This is a genomic window from Fibrobacter sp. UWCM (genome assembly GCF_900129735.1).
Taxonomy (GTDB): Bacteria; Fibrobacterota; Fibrobacteria; order Fibrobacterales; family Fibrobacteraceae; genus Fibrobacter.
Genome location: NZ_FQWR01000026.1, coordinates 34,186 through 54,840, shown reverse-complemented (window position 1 = coordinate 54,840; position 20,655 = coordinate 34,186). Strand labels below are relative to the sequence as shown.

At 47.4% G+C, this 20,655-nt stretch carries 5 protein-coding genes; all 5 read right to left on the bottom strand.

Annotation, left to right across the window (positions count from 1 at the left end):
• Nucleotides 1-75: 75 nt before the first annotated feature.
• The gene (locus BUB22_RS13995) at nucleotides 76-1,665 is read right to left on the bottom strand and encodes an RHS repeat domain-containing protein (RefSeq protein ID WP_073116060.1); all 1,590 of its coding nucleotides are present in this window, start codon (nucleotides 1,663-1,665) and stop codon (nucleotides 76-78) included.
• Nucleotides 1,666-1,743: 78 nt separating this feature from the next.
• Entirely contained in the window at nucleotides 1,744-2,679 is a 936-nt protein-coding gene (locus tag BUB22_RS13990; protein WP_073116058.1) for an enterotoxin domain protein, read from the bottom strand.
• 36 nt (nucleotides 2,680-2,715) lie between these two features.
• Nucleotides 2,716-9,513 carry a SpvB/TcaC N-terminal domain-containing protein gene (locus BUB22_RS13985; RefSeq protein ID WP_073116056.1) on the bottom strand — a complete coding sequence of 2,266 codons (6,798 nt, stop codon included), beginning with the start codon at nucleotides 9,511-9,513 and terminating at the stop codon, nucleotides 2,716-2,718.
• 17 nt (nucleotides 9,514-9,530) lie between these two features.
• On the bottom strand, nucleotides 9,531-10,826 hold the full coding sequence (locus BUB22_RS13980) for a glycosyltransferase family protein (RefSeq protein ID WP_073116054.1): 1,296 nt from the start codon (nucleotides 10,824-10,826) through the stop codon (nucleotides 9,531-9,533).
• 2 nt (nucleotides 10,827-10,828) lie between these two features.
• The gene (locus tag BUB22_RS13975) at nucleotides 10,829-20,629 is read right to left on the bottom strand and encodes a Tc toxin subunit A-related protein (RefSeq protein WP_073116052.1); all 9,801 of its coding nucleotides are present in this window, start codon (nucleotides 20,627-20,629) and stop codon (nucleotides 10,829-10,831) included.
• Nucleotides 20,630-20,655: the final 26 nt, after the last annotated feature.

Sequence of the window (20,655 nt, the reverse complement as noted above, 5' to 3'; positions counted from 1 at the left end):
TTGTAGTTGACTTTTGCCATTGTTTTACCTTTTTGGGGTTGCGCAATGAATATAGTAGCTTATGCTACCCTCTTATTAAACTCCTGCATGGTCCAACTCTACCTTTTTTCGCCCCTCATCACCCAATTCGGGCAGCACATGTGTCCTTATTTCGCTTATTAATTTTTCTTTTGCTTTATCATCATTATACTCATCACTTACAGTCGCTTCATTGTTTTCCGTCTGCGTCCCGCTCGGGTCCACGCCGCTTACGGGGTTGCCGTTCACGTAGGCGTAGAGGTTGATGCCGTCTTCAAGCCATGTGGGGTCCGTGGAGACCCACCTCGAGACGTGTGCTGCATAGTAGCGCTGCTCGCAGTAGTACAGCGAGGATTCCTCGTCCTTTTCTTTTCCTGTATATCGGTAGCGTTTCTGGCTGACTTCGCTTGCGTTGCGGCCGGCGCGGTAGCTGGTGTCGCCGTAGGGGTAGTATTCCTCGTAGCTGATGACGTTCGCCGACCCGTCCAGCTCCAGCGATACGGAGCCGAGGTGGTTGTCGAGCTGGTAGCGTTGCACCGGCACGGGGGCCGCGACCGCAACGGCATTTTCTACGGTCAAGGTTTCGACTATTGCAATGCGCTTCCGGTCGTCCATGACGTGCAGGGTCTCGCGCTCGGCCTCAAGCATTCCGTTTACGGACTTGCGCCAGATCTCGAAGCCACCGAGGTACAGGCGGGTCTCCGTCACGCCATTTTTCACGACAACCTTGCGAGTCCTTATCCCGTTGCCGTCGTAGTTGTAGTAGGCCTCAGTCGTGCCACGCGTGATGTGGCGCAGTTTTTCGGCGAAGTCCCAGTCCATCGCGGAGAGGTGCGGCATGGAGGCCATGCTGCCATGGGAGTTGTAGGTGAAGTTCGCCGTAGTCTGCCCGACTGTAGTGCCGGTCAGGCGGTTGCTGTCCGTGGCGTAGGCGTTTCTCCTAGTCCATTGCGACCCATTAAACTTATGAATCATCGACAGGATGTTCCCGACGCTGTCGTATTCCCATTCGCGGGCGTAGTTCCGCATGGCGGTGCCATCCTGCGGGCTTATCTGTGCGGCGTTGTAGCCTTCGGCCTCCGGTTCGCTGTCCGCGTTCACGGAGACGTGCTCGCGGCCGGTAGCCTTTACCAGCCTGTACAAAGCATCGTATTCAAACTTCTGGCTCGGGCTGACGACGCTTCCGTTGAAGAATATCGTCTGCTGCGCATTGTCATCAATCTGTGTGACATTGCCCACGGCGTCGTAAGTGTAGTTGAGGTCCTGGAGTATGTCCGCGCCGTTGTTTCGCGTGGTTAGGAGGCGCACCAGCCGGAACGTCTTCCCGTCGTAGGTGTAGCCGGTCGTGGAGCCGTTGCCGTATTGTATCCGCTCGCGCCGTCCCCTCGCGTCGTAGTCGATGTCGCTGACAAAGTTCGTGGCTGTCGCGGCCCCGCGCAGTTTGACATTTACCGATTCCAGCAGCGAAGCCTCGTTGTATGCGGGCAGGATCTCGCTCGCGGGGATGTCCGCGTTGTGCGGGGTCCTGATGCTCGTCGCTCGGTTCAGCGCGTCGTAGGCGGTAACTGTCGTGAACGTCTCCGGTTCCAGCAGGGCGTCCGGGTCGGCGACGTTCTCGCAAAGAAAGCCCAGCTCAAGCAACTGCATTTCTAAATCAGAAGGTTCCTCCTGAAATTTAGAGTTTTTTCCCTGTAAAGAAACGCAGAGCATAGAATCAATATAGGATTATTCTTTCGGTATCGGCATTGAGAGAATGGTGACATTCGCCCTTTTTTCATCGTGTATTTCCGTTATTCCAAGAACAACAATTGAATCTTTAGTCACCAATAAGCGTTCGTGTGAAAAAGCTGGTATTTTTTCATTTTCCCACGATTTCCCACCATCAACGCTATAGTATAAATAGTGAAGCAAAGTTCCAGTTCCTATATGGAATCCAAAAATTCCAATCATTAGATTTCCATTAACATAGAAATCAGACGGATTCATGTATTCTAAACGAAAAAAATGCCACTTATTTGGAAATGATGTATGGAGTTTAAATACACCTTCTAATCTTTGTAAAATACGAACTTCATGAATCGAGGATGATGTATTATCGTATCCACAAACAACCCAATCGTTGTTATTCTGAGCATATATTTGCCCCCATCTTTTACACAAGTTGGATAAATTTGAGCTAGGACTTTTTAAACCCTCTAATATAATTGTTCTTTCGTTTAAAAGAGAATCTTGTTTTCTCACATATATATTTCCAATCGTTCCTCCAAATACGGCGTCACCAAAATATTTCCATTCATCTACATTTTCATTAAAATATATTGCTGTGTCAGCGCCTGTTAATATCCAGTTTTTACCACCATCGTTTGTATTCAAACTTACAAGCTGTTGTTTTCCCAAAGAACCCATAATGGAAAATTGTTTTTCATGATCCCTTACCGTCAACTCATTAGCAAACACAAGCACTTTATCATATGAAAATGATTTTTTTTTAAATACATCCGAAACACCTTCATTAATCCATTTTCCATCTATTTCCCTAACCTTCATTCCCCCTAAAAAAAACAACGAAATAAGAATCGCTATTCCAATAGGGATTAGGCAACCGACGGCAAATATAATTTTACCAAATTTTGTAAGTCTAATTTCAGTCAATCTAGTCATTTTAGCAAAGTGATAAATTAAAAAAATTCACACATATTATCTTAATTGTTGCAAAATGGATTGCTGCAAATAATTAGTATACATCGAATTGATTTCTCGTATTCCCCTAGACAAAGGCCTTGTAATGAAGTTAGTAAAAGGTTTAACAAGGCCGCATTCTTCCAAAACACCTTTAATCTGTTCATCCCCCTCAATAATATGATTAAAATCTGGAGTTAGTCCAATAACCACCCATTCAGCGAAATTTAAATCACAGAATCCAGCATCAATGTATGAGGGAACATGACTTCTAAACGCTTTTTTATAAAGATTTGAAGATGATTTTTCGCCAATGGAATCTTCTAAAACAATATCTTCCATTTTAATTTGTAAATTTTCAAGTGTTTTGTCAAGCCAATTTTGGGCAAATTCATCCGAAAACATTGAAAAAATATTCCTAGTTATATATTTAAACCTAAACATGTTCTTAGCACCATATTTATTGTAATAGTCAGGAATATCATTTTTATCGTTTCTTCTCTGATAATCTCTCGCTCGTGCAAAATAATAAAGATCCGAACCAATTAAATCTTTAAAAGAAGTAGGATTTGTAGTAGAACCTAAACCTGGTTTATTCACATTTTTATATATCTCTTTTTCAAAAGTGCCGTTATCAATCATTTCATATATATCATCAAATCTTTTGTCAAACGAGTTGATGTCAACTAAACCATTAGACGCCCAATCAACGAACATATATATTGATTTGCGAATAGGCCCCATTTGTTCCACATACGCATTTATCTCATCTTTTAGAACTTCATTAGCTTCATCTTCATCATATTTTTTCGTTGCTTTTATATCAACATTGGATAAATTTATTGTTTGCTCAGTCGGGTAAGCATCAATTTCATATTCCCCCTGCGTCCCGCTCGGATCTTGCAACTTCACGGGATTCCCGTGCACGTACATGTACACGTTCAACCCGTCGCCGATGCCGATGGGGTCGGCGGCGGTCCAGCGTCCCAGCCAGCAGGCGTAATAGCGGGCCCCGTGGTAGTAAAGGCCGCTCTCCTCGTCCTTCTCCTTGCCGGTGTAGCGGTAGCGTTTCTGGCTGACTTCGCTTGCGTTGCGGCCGGCGCGGTAGCTTGTATCGCCGTAGGGGTAGTATTCCTCGTAACTGATGATGTTCGCGGATGCGTTGAGTTCGAGAGACGCGGAGCCAAGATGGTTGTCGAGCTGGTAGCGTTGCACGGGTGCGGGAGCCGCGACACGGTTCCCGTTTTCCACGGTCAAGGTTTCGACAAAGGCTATACGCCTTTGGTCATCCATCACATGCAATGTCTCGCGTTCCGTATCTAGGGCACCGTTTACGGTCTTGCGCCAGATCTCGAACCCGCCGAGGTAAAGGCGGGTTTCTGTCACCCCATTTTTTCGAACAACCTTACGAGTCCTTATCCCGTTGCCGTCGTAGTTGTAGTAGGCCTCAGTCGTGCCGCGCGTGATGTGGCACAACTTTTCGGCAAAGTCCCAGTCCATCGCGGAGAGGTGCGGCATGCTCGTCATGGAGCCGTGGGCGTTGTAGGAGAAGCTCGCGGAGGAGCTCCCGACTGTAGTACCAATCAGGCGGTTGCTGTCCGCGGCGTAGGAGTTCGTGCGGGTCCACGCGTTGCCGTTTGCCTGGTGGATTATGGACAGGATGTTTCCGACGCTGTCGTATCGCCATTCGCGGGCGTAGTTCCGCATGGCGGTGCCGTCCTGCGGGCTTATCTGGGCGGCGTTGTAGCCCTCGGCCTCGGGCTCGCTGTCGGCGTTCACGGAAACGTGCTCTCTTCCAGTCGCCTTGATTAACCTGTAGAGGGCGTCGTATTCAAATTTCTGGCTCGGGCTGACGACGCTTCCGTTGAAGAATATCGTCTGCTGCGCGTCGTCGTCGATCTGCGCGACGTTGCCGGCGGCGTCATATGTATAGTTCAGGTCCTGTAAAATGTCGGCGCCGTTGTTGCGCGTGGTCAAGAGGCGCTTCAGGCGGAACGTCTTCTCGTCGTAGGTGTAGCCCGTCGTGGAGCCGTTGCCGTATTGTATCCGCTCGCGCTGCCCCTTCGCGTCGTAGTCGATGTTCTGGACAAAGTTCGTGGCGGTAGTGGCTCCGCGCAGCTTCACGTCGACCTTCTCAAGCAGCGAGGCCTCGTTGTAGCCCGGCAGTATCTCGCTCGCGGGGATATCCTCGTTGTGCGGGGTCTTTATGCTTATAGCGCGGTTCAGCGCGTCGTAGGCCGTGACCGTCGTGAACGTCTCCGCCTCCAGCAGCGAGTCCGGGTCGGCGACGTTCCAGTCTATGGTCTGGTTATACGCGCTGGCAAATTGCCGCGATCCTTGCAGGAGGTTGCCCTTGAAGTCGTAGGCGGCGTTTTCCACAAGCCCGCCCTGGTCGTAGGACTTCCACGGCATGCCGCGCAGGTTATCGGCTTCGGGAGTCGGCGAATTTTCGCCGTAAACGGTCCTGTCGACGAGCCTTTCCGCGCCGCCGTTCTCGCCCAGCCACTGTTCCACGGGGCGGCGCAATGCGTCATAAACGCTGCGCAGCCTGTGCCCGCGGCTGTCAAAGCCCAGTGCGGGCTGGCCATCGACAGCAAGCAACGTCTTCCGTTCGCCGGCGTCCATGCTATCCGTCTTGCAGGCCACGGAGAGGGAGTTGTAGGCGTAGGCCATCACCACGTTGCCGCGGGCGTCCGTCACGGAAAGGGGATTGCCCAGGACGTCGAACACCGTGAGCGTGGCGTACCTGCCCAGCATCCCGTTGTCCGCGATGCCGTAGAACGGGCGGCCCTGCGCGTCCAGATACTCCACGGAAGGAGTGTCTGCATGCTTTGCGGAGAGCCATGCGGCCCTCTTTTCAGGATTTGCAGGCTCGTTCCCCGCCGGGTCCGGCGAGTTCCTGTCCGCGTACCAGCCGCTTTCCAGCACGGTATCGTCCTGGTCGAAGTTCCTCTGTTCCCACGTGGCGAATTCCGCCCTGCTGAACGTCCCGTCCGGAAAGTCCGTGCGCACGAGCCTGTCGAGCGCGTCGTAGTGCAGCACGGGCGTAACCCCGGTCTCGACGATGGCAGGCTCGCTCTCATAATCGTCAGTCCCGCTGAAATACGGCTCGTACTGCTTGACGGGATTGCCCGCGTTGTTGTAGATGGTGCGGCCGGAACCGACCCAGCGGACATCCGTCCCGCTGTCCTTCTCGACGACTGAGCCATTTTCAAGCGTTTTGTACTTGCCGGGTTCCGCGACGGCCTTGGCGAGCACGACGCGGCCCGCACCGTCCGAATACTCGACGGACTCCAGCCACCTGCACGTGGACGAGCCGTGCACCTCGCGGCGGCGGGTGCGCACGTGGACAGGCGTACCCGAATTTTCGAAGCCGCCGAAGTCATAGATAAACTCCTCGGTGGGGCTGTCGAGCGTGTCGCCTTCCGAAAGCCCCTCCTTGCCCATCAGGGCAACCTTCGAGACGAGACCGAGGGGCGTCCAGTCCACCGCGGTCCTGTTACCGTTCGCGTCCGTGACCATCCGAGGAGACATGTAATGGTAGTCGTTGTCGGCGGAGACGGTGTTCCCCACGGCGTCCGTGACGGACTCCACGAGCCATGAATGCGCGTCGTAGGCGACGGAAGTGCAGTTCCCGAAAGCGTCCTCGATCCCGCAGGGCCGATAGAAGTTCGACGCGGCATTCTGCGCATAGACGTTCCTGCCCGATTTGCGGTACCAGTCGCCATCGCGGAGGACATACCCCGCCGCCGTCATGTCGGCGGGGGTCACGGAGTTCCCGTAGATCGTGGACAGGGCCTGCGACTCGAAGGCGAGCCCGTAGCGCTCGTAAACGAGCCCAGCAAGGCCGCACGTGCCGTCGGTACGGGGTGCAGAAAGGGCGTCGTCGTAGAAGACGGCTTCCTCGCGGGTCAGAACCCTGCGCGGCCTGGTCACATCCGCGAACAGCGCGTTCAGGGATTGCGCACTTTCCAGGTCGAACGCGGCATGGCCTGTCTTCTCGTAGGACGCGGAACTTGCCTGTAGGCCCATACGGAACTTGCCCGAAGTGTGCCCGCAATCCTGTGTATAGCGAGTCTCGGTGAAAGTCACATGGTTCTTCTTCTGTTCGTTCCACACGACATCGGGCACGTCGTCCGGCTTCGAGCCTCCGCGACCGTACCAGACCGAGGCCGAGAGGAGCGGCCTCCCGTACGCATCCGTAGCCAGCGTAAACGAGGCGTTCGTACGCGGCGTGTCGTCGGCAGATTCCCGGAACGAGGTCGTCTCCGACTCCTGGATGCACAGCCAGCAGGAACCGTTGCGGAACCTGTCGCCCGGAAGGCGGGCCTCCATAATAAATTTCGCCCGGTAAGTCCACGAAGTCGTGGAAAATTCCTTGATTTCCGTCCCGTCCCTGTTGACGGAAAGAACTTTGCGGCTTTTCGGCATCCCCTGGAACGAGCGGCAGCCTTCCTGCCACTGGCGGGTCGTCATCGCCCGGGCGCAATCCAGCGTGGGCCTTTCCGACGATCTGCCTAAATAAAAATCCGTCCTTGTCTCGCGTATGTCCTGGTCGGTTTCCGGGTCGATGCCGCACTCGTGCTCGCGCAGCACCACGGAACCGAAGCCCCTGAACTCGCGGAAATCCGGGTCGTGATAGCCGTCGCGGTAGGCGTAGGTTTCGGTGCGGTCCCAGCCCGTGACGAGGTCCCTCGACACGACCTTGGAGACGCACTGGACCACGTACGGCAACTTCGTAGTCCACGGGTTCCCGGACAGTTTGTCCTCAAGATAGTAGGCAGTGCTTGGCGTGTATTCAATATCGACCTGTGCACCCGTCCCGTTCGTGTAGCCCGACATGACGTTGGTACGCCCGCCCTGCAGCGGCAGGTAGCGCGGCGATGCGGACGAATCGGCGAACAACGGGGAGCCGAACACGATGGTAGAAAGCCCTTTTCCAAGAACGTCCGCAGATTTCACCGTCCCGCCCTTGCCAGGAAGCGAAATCGTATCGACGAACTCGAACGATTTCCCCAGACAGTTGCGGTAGATATGGAGATGGTCGCCCTCACGGTAGAGCAGGTCCGTAGTCCCCGAACCGTCAATGTCCGCGACGATCAGGTTCGCGGGATTGAAATCCTTGAAGCCGCCCAAAACAGGCGCGTTGTCCATATAAATTGCCGAACCAAAGCGTCCGTGGCCGTAGTTCGGCCAGTAGCATACCTGCGAGAACCGGACACGCACGAGGTCGGCGAGTCCGTCGCCCGTCATGTCGGCGGCGAACACCGCCTCGTCGGGAGACTTCGAGACAAGCACAGGCTTTTCGCCCGGCTCGGTAAAGTACCTGTAGATGGCATTCCCGTAACCCTTCACGCCACCGGAGAGATACACGCGTATCCTGCCGTCCTCGGCAACGACGACTTCGCTACGCCCGTCACCGTCCAAATCCATGAACTTTATGTTGGATTTTTCCCAGTCAATCCACGGAACACTCCCGAACTTCTTGCGCGGCCCGAACTTTCCGGATTCGTCGAGGAAGGACGCGCCGGCGTTCGCGCCACTATTCTCGACAAGCGCAAGAACCCCGTTACCCTCGACATCGGTAAGGCCGGAAGGTGTACCAGGAACGGGCCTGTCGCCCACTTCCGAGGCCGCGGAAAGTCTTCCGTTCCCCAGATTGTGCTTAAAGTACCATTTGCCGCCGCAGTCCATGAGCAGGCCGGCGATGCCCTCGCCGTAGAGGTCAACCCATTCGGCGGACGTGAAACCGCCGGGAATGTCTCCAACCGAGCTACGGTCGAACTCGCGCCATTCCTTGCCGAGCGCGAACGGGAAATAGCTGAACGTCATCGGCGGAAGACTCTCGGATTCCACAGTCCCGTCGGCCAGTACATGGTGCCCGCTCTCGACGACCTTCTCCAGAAGCGAGACTCCGCCGCATCCGGCAACGTACTCGAATGAAAGCGACCTGACCCTGTTCCCGTCGGAAAAGAGCGAAGCGGAACCGAAGCCGTGGTACAGCGTCACGGACTCGCACCGGAGCGAGCAGCGCACGTCGAAACCGGGCTTGCGGTTGATATAGACATCGTTACGTTCCGCATAAGCAAACACGAGACCGAGATGGAAATCGTCGGGCGACGGGGAAGTCGTACCCGGGACCTTGTTTCCGTAGAGCACCTGTAGCAGATGGCGGTTCGCACCGTCCCCGCAGTAGCGGTAGCGCACGACATTGCCGAGCGCATCCTCGCTGCGACTGATTAGGTAGGCAAACACATGCCCGGGATATTGCGGGTCTTCGATGCGCGATTCCGCAGAGTCGCCATATGTGGACCGGCTCCCGTCAGATTCGAACACGCAGAAGCTCGTTTCACCGCTTGATTCCTTCCTGAATTCGATGCGGGAGAACTGCGACTCGGACTGCAAGCGGTAATGGCGTACCGTTGTCGTTGCGCGTTTTTCCTCGGCGATGCAGACCAGGTCGGCACCGGAGAGCGTAAACACGTCCGAGTCTTCGGAATCCATGTACAGCGGGAGCCTGCGCGAAGTGGAACGCTCTATACGCGGGCAGCCCAGATTCCAGCCAAGGCCGAACGCCCCGTTTCCATTCCCGGAATCGTAGGACAGCGACACAGGCGGAACAATCCCTTCCCTGTCGGGAGTGAACGGCAGCGGTATGGAAAGCTTAGCGCTACCGGTATGGGCGTCGCAGTTGAACTCGCCCTTCGTCCCGCGCAACGCACCGCCACCACGGCCCGTGCTCAGCACGGGACCGCTCAGGAACCACGACTTGTCCTGACTATCCTTCGACTCGCTGCCTTTCTGCTGTTCCGACATTTCCTTATTTCTATGCCTTACAGAATCGTAGAATTCGCAACACCTTCAATTATCCCTACACCTTCGAGCTTTTCTTCAGAAGCTTCAAAGACCTTTTTCAATCTTGCTAGGTTTTTCCTTATGCGAAAATCAGTTTTCACCTTGTTAATGGCGTATAGATAGCAATCTGTGAAACTGGTTTCAACATCCAACATATTGTCGATCCCGTTTTCCCTTAAACGGAGTGCGTTGTCCAACTGGTCTTTTCCCATAGGAGCTATGACGAAGTCAACCCCTTTATAAATACATTCTTTGATTGTTGCCAAACCGCCATGTATAAATGCGCAATATATTTTCGGAGATGACAAAATCAAACGCTGAGGAACCCAACCGGCTACGGTCACATTGTCAGGAAGTTTCCATTCTGTTGTCCGCAGCAGTTTTTCTCCGACAGAAAGAAGCAGATGACACCCTTGCATTTGAGGGGCATCCATCATCCTGACAAGTTCTTCAAACATATGTTTCGGTTTTTCACCATAATCAAGTATTTGTGATCCAGCAGTTGCAAAGATAATATTGTTATGCTGATTTAAAAAATCGTTCCAATATGCTTCTACATCATCTGTTTGGCTATTCGCAACAAGATTATTGTCGTTTGTTACGTCATCTAAAAGAGGGGTAATGCACGGTTCTACATAGTGGACCAATGGACCGTGAACATAATGTTGATAGTCGAATTCCTTGGGACATGGAATCAGTTCATGGAATGTTGTCAGCGGCTTGACAAATTCATCATATACAGTTTCTTTCCTTTGTTCTGCATAATCCGAGAAATTATTCCACACGAATGCAAAAATTCCTTTTTTCATTGAGTCAATGAAAGCCATCAAGTTTTGAATTGCTCGCATGGCTGGATCATTTTCAGGATGTCTCAGATATGTCGTGGATATGATGACCTTCACTCCATATTTGCGATGAATAAGCAAGCTTTCCAGAGATGTAAAATAACCGGACACAAGGACATCGGGCCTATCGTTTCCATTAAAAATAAAGTCAAGGTCACCGTTTGCTATTCGTAATACATGTTCGGGCTTCCAGCGTCCCTGGGGTGTTGTTTGACTTTCGTCAGTATATCCCAAAGGGTATAACTCTCTGAAAATTTCATGGTATTGCACATTTTCATCAAATGACTTCACTAGGGCGCGGCAATCCAGTATTCCCATATAGGCGACTTGATTTCCCCTGTTAAGGAGTTCCCTGGCCCAAACAAAAGTCGGAAGCCAATGCCCTTGTTCTTTATAAACATCCGGCCAAAAAAGAATTTTCTTTCCCATTATCAAGCCTCCTCGTTGATGCTATTGACAAGCGCATATTTATGTACAAATATCAAGTCTTCAATGTTTGCGGGTATAGAACCATCGGCAACTTTGATTGTAATGGAATATCCTTCGTTAATATTGACTTCCTTTTCTTCCCATAAGGTTGATGAACTTGATTGTTCTGCCCCAAATTCAAAATAATCCCTAGTTTCATCAACACTACTCGATAGAATATTTATCATCAAAGCTTCTTTCACGCCATTCTTGAACCGACAATATGCCGACAATCCCTTAAGAACGCCTTCAGCTCTTGCGATAGCGGGGAAATGTTCCTTTTTGAAACTTATCGAAATTTCTTCCCCGTTGCGCAATCGGTTCAATGCCCCAGAATCAATCGCACTGAGATTGATCAGAGTTGTTTTAACGTTCCAATCTTCAGCAATGGCATTTTTTGCATTTTTTGTAATAGGAGAACCATTTCTTGCCGTATAGCTTACATGCAAGATGACGTCAGAAATAGATTCGTAGTCAAACTGTCTGAAATCTGAAGGCAATTCCAATCTCCATGTCGAATCAACGCCAGCACCTTCAAATGGGAGATAGCGTTCATCACGGAAATCAAAATTGAACACACCTGCATAAGCTTCTGCCTGACTAGACGCAATCGTCGTGATTCCTATACGGCTATCCAGGTAATCTCCAATTTGGTCATAACTGTCTGCCAAGGGTTTCTTACGGATTCTATTGCTCAGCAAGCTCAACTTGGCGTTGACACCCTGCCCCGAAGAGGCATTACAGTGTATTTCCAAACGGACACCACGAATACGGCGATATGTCTGTCCTGGGAAGTCCAGATCGAAAAGAACTTCTGGCATATTGAAAACGCATTCACCATCCGTTTGAAGTTTAAGCAAGGCTTCCGCATCAATAAGAGAAAGCGGCACAGCACGGTTGATTTCCAGTTCACGCTTGTTCTTTTCGTGATATGCAGATTCCATCGCTCTCAAATCGTAGAGCAGATGATCCCCGGCGAGAAGTCCCTTTCGGAGTCCATCCCAGTAATCATTCTTGATAAAACTTGCATCGAAATCAGTCAAGCCCAATTCAAACCGATAACACATTTCGGCACGTTTGGCAAGTTTGACAGCCAATTTGAAGAAGGACGCATGAAGTTGCCCCAATTGCGTCACCATCCACGAATACAGTTCCTGGTTAGTGAATCGGTCCGTCATGAACTCATAGACTTCGTCCATTTGTTCAATCTGCCGTTCCAGATTCGTCACTTCCTTTTCGGCCATCTGTATCCTAATTTCCATGGAAACAATTTGCTTTTCAATACTGTCAATCTCTGAATTCGCAAGATCCGCTTGAAGTCTCCATTCGGCAAAGCGACGTTCATACCCTGCCAGTGTCTGAATCTGGTTTGCCTGGTTTCGAGTAATGCCAGCATCAATTTGAACGGATGATGCTTTATGGCTTAATTCAGCCGCAAGTTTCGAGCCACCAGTGATGTTTGATGAAATTTCCGGTCCGCCCCCCACATTTCCAAGGCCGCCCACATTTAGGTCCGGAATTTTCGACTTAAATGCAGCCGAATCAATCATACTACGAGCATTTGATTCTTTTTCCGAAGCCTCCCTTTGCAAGGCTAAGGCTTCACTTTCTCTATCAGAGATTTCTTCTATATTTGCATAAAATTTTTTTCTAATTTCGACAACTTCTTTATTCTTTTTTAACGATTCTAACTGGGTTTCAAGATCTTTCACCTGGAAATCCTTAAGCTCTCTAGACAAGGTAAGAATTTCCTGTTCGTGGCGGGTCCGCATTAGAGAAAGAGCTTCAGAATCTTTTTTCTCCAATGCCGACATAAACGCACTCGAAAGGGATTGCAATTCATGCGTTACATCAAGCGCCTTTTGGATCATCACCTGGAATCGGTACAAAGGAAGTGGCGCAGAGCTTTCGGACAATGCATCCGCAATGGATACTCCCGCAGCCCGCGCTTTTACCAACAAGGCGGGATCAATCGGTGGTTCGTAAAGAGCAAGAGTTCTTTTTACTCCTTCGATATTCAAGCTATTACGTATTTTATAGAGTCTATCCGCAACAGTATCCCAATAGCCAAGAAGTTTGTCGTTTCTCGGAACGCTAAAGTAGAATACAGATGAGAATATATTCGTCAAAGTTTTGTTCTTGTCGTTCGGCTTGCCTTGCGGGGTCTTACGTTCCTCGCTCCTAGTCGTGACAAGAGAATCCTCAATTTCAACATAGACATTGGCAATGGCCCCCTCCTTTTCTAGAAGGAAGTCATTCACATTCATTTCCTTGACAACGAGATAATCTGAGGCTTCTATATTTCGAGGGCCAAGAACTTCCGCCGCCAAAACATATAACTGAATGGCCTCATTTATACTTTCCATCGTATCCTGGGTAAACAACTCGTCTGCCCAGGCAATCAAGTTGTCCAAATACTTCATGACGACATATTTTTGATAAGCCGCCATGCGATAACGGGCTATCAAATGAGGGTTGAACGGATCCCGTTTCCATTTATCTACAAGGCTTTGAAGCGAAATTACATTTGGCAATAAATCATATTCCGTTGGCTTGCTGATAGTCTCTAAAATAGAGTCATCTGCATTCCTGTTGGCAAAAAACGGCAGGAATCTCCAGAATCTCGCTCCTTTAGGCAAACTTCTCGACCAGCGTTTCGTGATTTCGTAATCATTCAAATCCAGTCTGGGGTCGAAAACCATCCTGTACCACTTCAGCGCTTCTTCGTAGTTCTGTTCCTGGAACATCTTCTCGGCAAGCAACATGGGAACATGGAAAAAGAGTTCCCAGTTATAAATGGCGTTAGAGGTCCCAAAGGAGAAATCGATCATCGGAACCGGATATGGGCGAGCAATCATTTTCGCCGAAGGTTTATAGTTGAGCGAGAACAGAGATTGTCCCAAGTCCCAGGCTTCCCAGTCTCCCGCTATATAATAGCCTAAATAAACACTAAAATAATAGTTGTAGTATGAATAGGAATAGTAATAACTATCCGAAACAGGTAACGCCTGCGTTTCTCTGTTGAAAAGCGACTCATCACCTCCATCCCGATAGCGCTTGTAGAATTCAGCAACTAATGGATGGGAAATCAGTTCGAACTGATACTTTGTCGAGCCCTCGTCAGAAATTTTATGCACCAAGAAGGAATGCTGACCATCCATATAAAAGAAGGGTAAATCTTCACCTGAATAGAATGCAAAGTTGACCGGTAAGACGCGGAAAAAGCCAGGTGTATTTTCCAGAATCTGGTTACCCACTGAGAACGAGAGTCCATCATACCCACAGACATGTTTATCCCTTTCTACCCAGCAATTTCTTTCTAGATAGCATTTACCCGGAGGAAATTCGTTGACGTTTCGAGGAGTCACAGCGGGAGCAAGATACGCAACATCACGACCATCTACCCATACCTGGATAGAGCCAGTTTCTTGAATAAACTGTTGGTTCTTGTCTCGAAGAACCTTCACTTTCCTTTTTTCCGTGGTTATCTGATCACCAAAATTGGCTGAACTCGTCTGAACTTCCGACACATCTTTATAGTAGGAGCGGAAGATATTGACCTGAATATACTCCGACGAACCGGAATCCACCTGAAAATGATAACGATAGTCAATCTTCTCGCCATCTTCTAGAAAGATTTCACGCTCCCGTCCATACTTGTCAAAAACCGCATTCTTTGTTGTTTTAACAGCACTCCATTTATGACCGTCATAGTAAGACCAATTCAAGCGAATTTCAACTTGATTCGATATATCCATTGATCCGCTCGATTCAGCTCCATCTTCTTTTTTACTGATAACGAACGTTGGCCATGTAAGGTAAAGCCGTTGATTCATCAAAACCGGAATAACTACTTCAGCGTCAATCTCCAGATCCAAGGATTCCCACGGTTCCCATTCTCCAGAATAAAGCGCCTTGGCCTTATATTTCCGGATGAAGAAATGATGCGGTTCACCCCTTGTTCTGCCAACAATATGTAATGTATAAAGTATTCCATCACCACCGCCGTTTTCCTTAGTAGCACCAAGAATTTCTATGCCCGATATCTCGTACATTTTCTCAAGATAATTTTCCAATGCGGTGTGCATTGCTTCGGGCTCATTTCCGACTTGACGGATTTCATCTTCAAGTTCTTTGAAGAACGGGCTCTTGTCATCTCTTAAATCAGTCTCTATCCAGTTTTCCGCATACAGGAACACCTTACGGTTCGCTTCCCACACGCGATAATTGCGCATCCATTCCCAATTTTTACGTTGTTCTTCGCTCAGGACGAAGGAACCTTCAAGACCAAGTTCCACCCTACTGACGAACTGTTGAATGGAGTTCAAGGCTTGTCTTATCCTTGAAACACTCATGTCGGGTTCCATTTCAACATCAATTAAGTAGTAGGAATAAATATCATTGGCATCGAAGAATCGTTGAGACTTACATTCGTTATCCTGCGAAATGAAGCAAATATAACTTACAAGAGCATCTCTTCTTGATTTTCGCAAGACATCGTTTACCGGAGTAATAAACGCCAGCCAATCACCTGATGTTCGCCTGCTCTTTATCGACTCGTTTAATTTTTCAACAGCTTCGCGATAATCTGCAATTTCATTTTCCCCAACCAAGTCATCGGCAATCAAGATTTGCAGAGTGTCCATGTCAATAGGAGCTTTCTTATAGACTTTCCAATAATTGCAAATCAGTCTCCATTCTTCTGGTTCTAGAACCCAATTTTGTGGGGCGTAAACATCAGCGGTTTCTAGGCCCGCAATTTCACGCAATTGTCTTTCGTTCAAATTCCATTTTTCTACAAGGAAGTCAGGAGACAATCTGTCATAAATCCATGAAGAACCAAAACATCTAGAAACTTCAAAGCAGCAGATCAACTTTGCAAAAGAAGATGATATCGGAGCCGTTCCTGCAAACAAGCTCCCATCTGCAGGATATTTTTTCCAATCCCAATCATCACCATCAATTCCAAGAGAATTTAAAGGAAATGATTGATATAGATTTTCTAGCCCAATGTTGCCATAATCAATCATTTTTGTATAGCTGTAAATCAAAGCCGTTTTAGACAACAAAGCATAAGCCTTAATTCCAACCTCAAAATTATCATCAGATTTTAAAACACCCAGCCAATCAACAAAAGCCTTATTTGAGGCGGATTGTTCAACGCTATAAAGATTGTCATACAAAAGCGTTTCGCAAATACTGCGATTAACTCCAAACTCAAGAGTTAGTCTTTCAAGAATTTCATTCTTGGCCGCATTGGCACAGGCTAAAATACCGACAATATTTTTCGCCCATTTGTCTCCATCCATGCTTTCATCAGCAAACAAATTTGAAATTTCATCTTCATAATTATCGCCAAAAGCATTGCGTAGCCAAGCCTTCAATTCTTCCAAGTTACCATGTACAACAGCAACATTCAGGTTGTCACTTTCAGCAATTTCCTTTCCGCATAGTCTAGTTATCACATCAGCAACAGGAATGCCATTCCACGAATCAGCAAAATCAGAAACATTTTGCTTAACCCATTCATAAAAAGCATTCCTTGATTCGACAGACGCTCTTATTTCAGGAAACTCACGTTCAATTTCTTCCTGCTTCTCAGCCCAGACCGTATCGCAAATTTCCAACAGAGAACCTTTCAGGGCATGGACAAACTGTTTTGCTTTATTTTTTATTGCAGGAGAAATAGGCAAGGCCAAATAAATAAGGCTATCAACATCCAAAGGAGAATTCAAGATATCCTTAATTTTCAGGAAACACTCTATACGGTTTTCCAGGTTCCATTCTCTAGCCGATGGATTTCCTAGCAAGAAACTCAGCAATTCAAATTTTTGTACAGAAACTCCAAGTCGTTTAGCAAACGTGGATATTCGATACAACATTTTAAGATTTTTTCTAAAATTGTTGGAGAATGATTCATTATCCAATTCCAAAGCATACAACAAATCAGCTTGACTTACGCCAAGAGAAACAGAAGCCTTTTCAAGAAGCCTGCACTTAACATTTTCTTCATTTTCAGTTCCTTCGCTTTGGTTTTCTTCATTCTCTATTTCGTCTTCGATAAAAACATCTGGATAAGCACAAGAGAACAACTCGTCTTTATCACATACCCAAGCTAATATTTCGCTAACAGATGCCGAAGTAAGAGTCTTCAAGTGCGCGACACGGTCAATATCTTTCAAATCCAAATTAAAAACAAGCAAAACATCTTCGTTATTCCATCCAAGCAAGCGTTTCAGACGAACAAAACGAGAAACCTTACGAGCAAACGATTCAGATATATTTTCTATGCAGAAAGCGCTTATATCGCCCAACTGGTATGCATTCGTTGTAGCCGTAATTCTGACGCCTTCTTTTTCAAATGTTGGATAAAGCAATATCTCCTGAAGGTCTGTCATGGATAGACCACATCTGTACAGGAAAACAGAGGCGTTGGAAAGAACATCGCTCCATAATCCCGTTACTACAGTCGCCTTGTCTGGGCAAAGGACCGTATTTTCATCATAATTCAAGCCCCATAATTCATAAACAGGCCGTAATGAGATTTCACCACCAGTTGCATCGTCATATTCAGGCAAGCGCAAAGCATCTATTAGTGAAGGAGACAGTCTCAAAGTCGTATAATGATATTCATCGTCTGGGTTCTTCTGTGCTAGAATCAAGTCACTTACGGAAAGAGAAACATTTTTTAATAAGGCCGTCATTTTTTCTGCATGAAAATTCCTAGGCAAATCCATGGGATAAACGGAATCCACAAGTTTTGCATAAGCACTATCCAAATTTCCTGCAAATGCAGGTTCGGCACGCAGCTCGGCTTCGCTTCTATGGTCGGTATTATAATCCAGTTCGCCTAACGATTTAGGTGCTGCTAGACATTCAAGTAATTCCACTACAATATCAATCGTTGGCAAAGCAGTTTCTGCATTTTCCTTACTCAACAGAAGATTCCATATATCTGGGCGTCGAGTTTTTAATATTCTGTACCCTTCTCCCTTCAAAAAATCCAGCAAATCCATAAGATAGGCTGAAGGGCTCAGGACTGATTGCCCCTTCAAAGCGGCATTTCTGTTCAATGCGCCGAACAGGTTTTTCCAGTTTGCAATTACCGGCTGTTCAATCCTACTCGGGGCGACATTCCCTTGCCCATTTCGATCTGAACTACCAGATCTTGTTTTAGACATCCCCCTAGAAACTGATGGAACCGTTTCGCCTTGTTCCGTAAGGGAACCGTAATATTTCGCCATCTGCAGGGACACTTCGGACGTGTACTGCGCGGCCAAACAGTATATCTGCTTGGCATTTTTCATCGTATCAAGTCCTGCATGGTGAGCCGCAACAAACTCATCTTCCGAAGTCTGAGCAATTTGATATGCGGATTTGATTCCCTGATTCAGTAAATAGACAATGGAATCGTAGTCTGTCGTCAGTCGATACAGCCTTTGCAATGTTTTAATATAATCTTTTAATATTGCTCCAGTTAACGTAAATTCGGTCTGTTCTTCCTCGCTTAAATTATCTCTATAGTTTTCTAGAGACTCTTCAATATTTATTGAATGCGATTCAACGAAATCATCTAAGACGTCTTTATCGAACGAAAAGAACTTCCAACTTTCATCGAGCAGCAATATTTGTCCAATTGCTTTCCATCCGATATAATCAAACGTATCAAGTAAATCAGAATCTTCAGGCCTCTCAATTCGAGATAATCTCAAAAGAAGAGCGTCCTGCGGAAACCACGAGATTATCAGTTTTTGCAATTTTATTTTATACAAGGACTTTTGTTCTTCTGCTGTCGTCCCCGAAAACGACACAGGCAACGCAAGTTTCTTTTCGTCGCTTCTCTCTTTATAACTTGATGAAATGTCTTCAACTAAACCTTCCCACTGTTCCTCAGTAAGACACAACAGGATCTTCAATGAAGGCTCTGTAGATTCTTCATCTGGGACATTGCTTCCAGATAGTTGCTTTGCAACACGAACAATCGTTTTGTATGCTTCACGAATTCCATCTGAAAAATTTTCAAAGAATTTTTTCAGGTCAAAAACAAGTTTCAATCGCGAATATTCATCAGTAGTCAACGATACATTCAAATCAGGATTTTTTACATCTTCTAAAAAAGAGTCAATATCCGCTTCCGAATCATAGAACTGCTTTAGCAGGATATCTACTTTGCTGTCCGTATCCGTTTCAGCGCCGGGTTGGATTTCTGATTTTTCCCACAAATTCAAAAGGTCCCGAGCGTTCAAATCGGCACTTTCCCTTTCAGAAGCCGTTGACACGCCCTGCAAGCGTTCCCAAAATTCGACAAATTTAGGAATATCCGTTTCAGAGGAAACTAAAGACAGAGCAACCGCTTCCAATAGATGGTTCTGTACATCTTGACGATTCGCAGCTTGAAGTTTGGGAATATTGTCATATCCTTTTTGGCACAATGCAAAGCAGCCTGATGCGTATAAAAGTAAATCCTCCGAATCAAATGAATCCGAAAGAAGTTTCTCGGCTCGATAGACGATTTCGTAAGCTCTAAAATAAGCAACAACATCCTCCTGATTTACGCTTTCCCTAAAACCAGGCAATACATTTCTAAATGAATAATCGACAAATAGGTGTATTTTATCTTCTTTTTGACTAACCTGGTTGTCTTCTCCATCACGGATAAATTCATTCATTACTGCAGAAAGATATACGCTCAAGGCATTTTCAAGTTCGGCGAATTTAGAGAATCTTGAAATCGACACGGAATCAATCGTAAAGTTTATTTCCTGTCGACGAGATGCGCCCAGGACAAGGTTTGAACAATTCCATTTCGATGACCAGATTTCAGGAAGTTCCAAGTTTCCGTCAGGATTTAAAAAGAATTTTGCAAAAAGGCAAACTTGGTCTTTCGGATTATCTGGACTTGGTTCTTCTATACGGCGAGGCAGGCTTAACGGAGAGTAAACTATCTCGTAGTTGCCATTATCGTCTGTTATCGCAAATTCGGAATTCAGTCGGTGGTATTGGAATGCGTTACGAGCAAAATCCAAACAGAACGCCTGTACATAAACATCCTTCAAAGGCCGACCAGAATTATTTACAACACGTCCATAAACTACATAATTGTCATCTGTCTCGGGAATTGCAAGGGGAATTATGATGGAAACATTTTCTTCCGTTGCTGACGGGTTGTCCAAACTAAAACTCTGTAACAACTTTCCTTTCAAGTCATATACATAAAGTACCAAGTTGGGCGTTTCCCGATTCAAGTCATCCCTTTGGAAAGACGCTTTTGTGTAAGATAATTCAAAGGAGCCGTCAGACCTAAGGATTGCACTATTCAAATAGTAATTAATCCCATCATTGTAGTCATACGCCTTGACCGCACCATTCACCAGGGGAAGCCCGCTATCGTATGCAACCGTTCCCCTAACAATCCATACTTCTTGCGGCGGGTCATCTTGTTGTTCTTCGTCAATTATAATAGAAAATGTCTGCTGGCTCTCAAATGCCATTGTATTCCTTGACTCCCAAACAACATTTCCTTGATAGTCAAACACCTGTATCTTGACGTCTGGATGTTCTATGGAAGAATCCCCATTCTGGAAACTGGCGCTGGAATAAGTTATTTGGTAAGTTCCATCCCCATTAACTCCGGATTCGCCCAGATAATACCACGTCCCATTACAAACATGAAATGCTTTTATGATTCCTGTGGTGAAGAGTGTTCCGTCAAGGTAGGTTATCCTACCAGAAATTGTCCAAGTGTAGGGAACTGGAAATGTCATATTTTTTTTTCACCTTATAAAAAGCA

Bases quoted from the DNA above. Each gene is read 5' to 3' on its own strand.
- BUB22_RS13995 (WP_073116060.1), bottom strand. From the start codon at position 1,665: ATGCAGTTGCTTGAGCTGGGCTTTCTTTGCGAGAACGTCGCCGACCCG.
- BUB22_RS13990 (WP_073116058.1), bottom strand. From the start codon at position 2,679: ATGACTAGATTGACTGAAATTAGACTTACAAAATTTGGTAAAATTATA.
- BUB22_RS13985 (WP_073116056.1), bottom strand. From the start codon at position 9,513: ATGTCGGAACAGCAGAAAGGCAGCGAGTCGAAGGATAGTCAGGACAAG.
- BUB22_RS13980 (WP_073116054.1), bottom strand. From the start codon at position 10,826: ATGGGAAAGAAAATTCTTTTTTGGCCGGATGTTTATAAAGAACAAGGG.
- BUB22_RS13975 (WP_073116052.1), bottom strand. From the start codon at position 20,629: ATGACATTTCCAGTTCCCTACACTTGGACAATTTCTGGTAGGATAACC.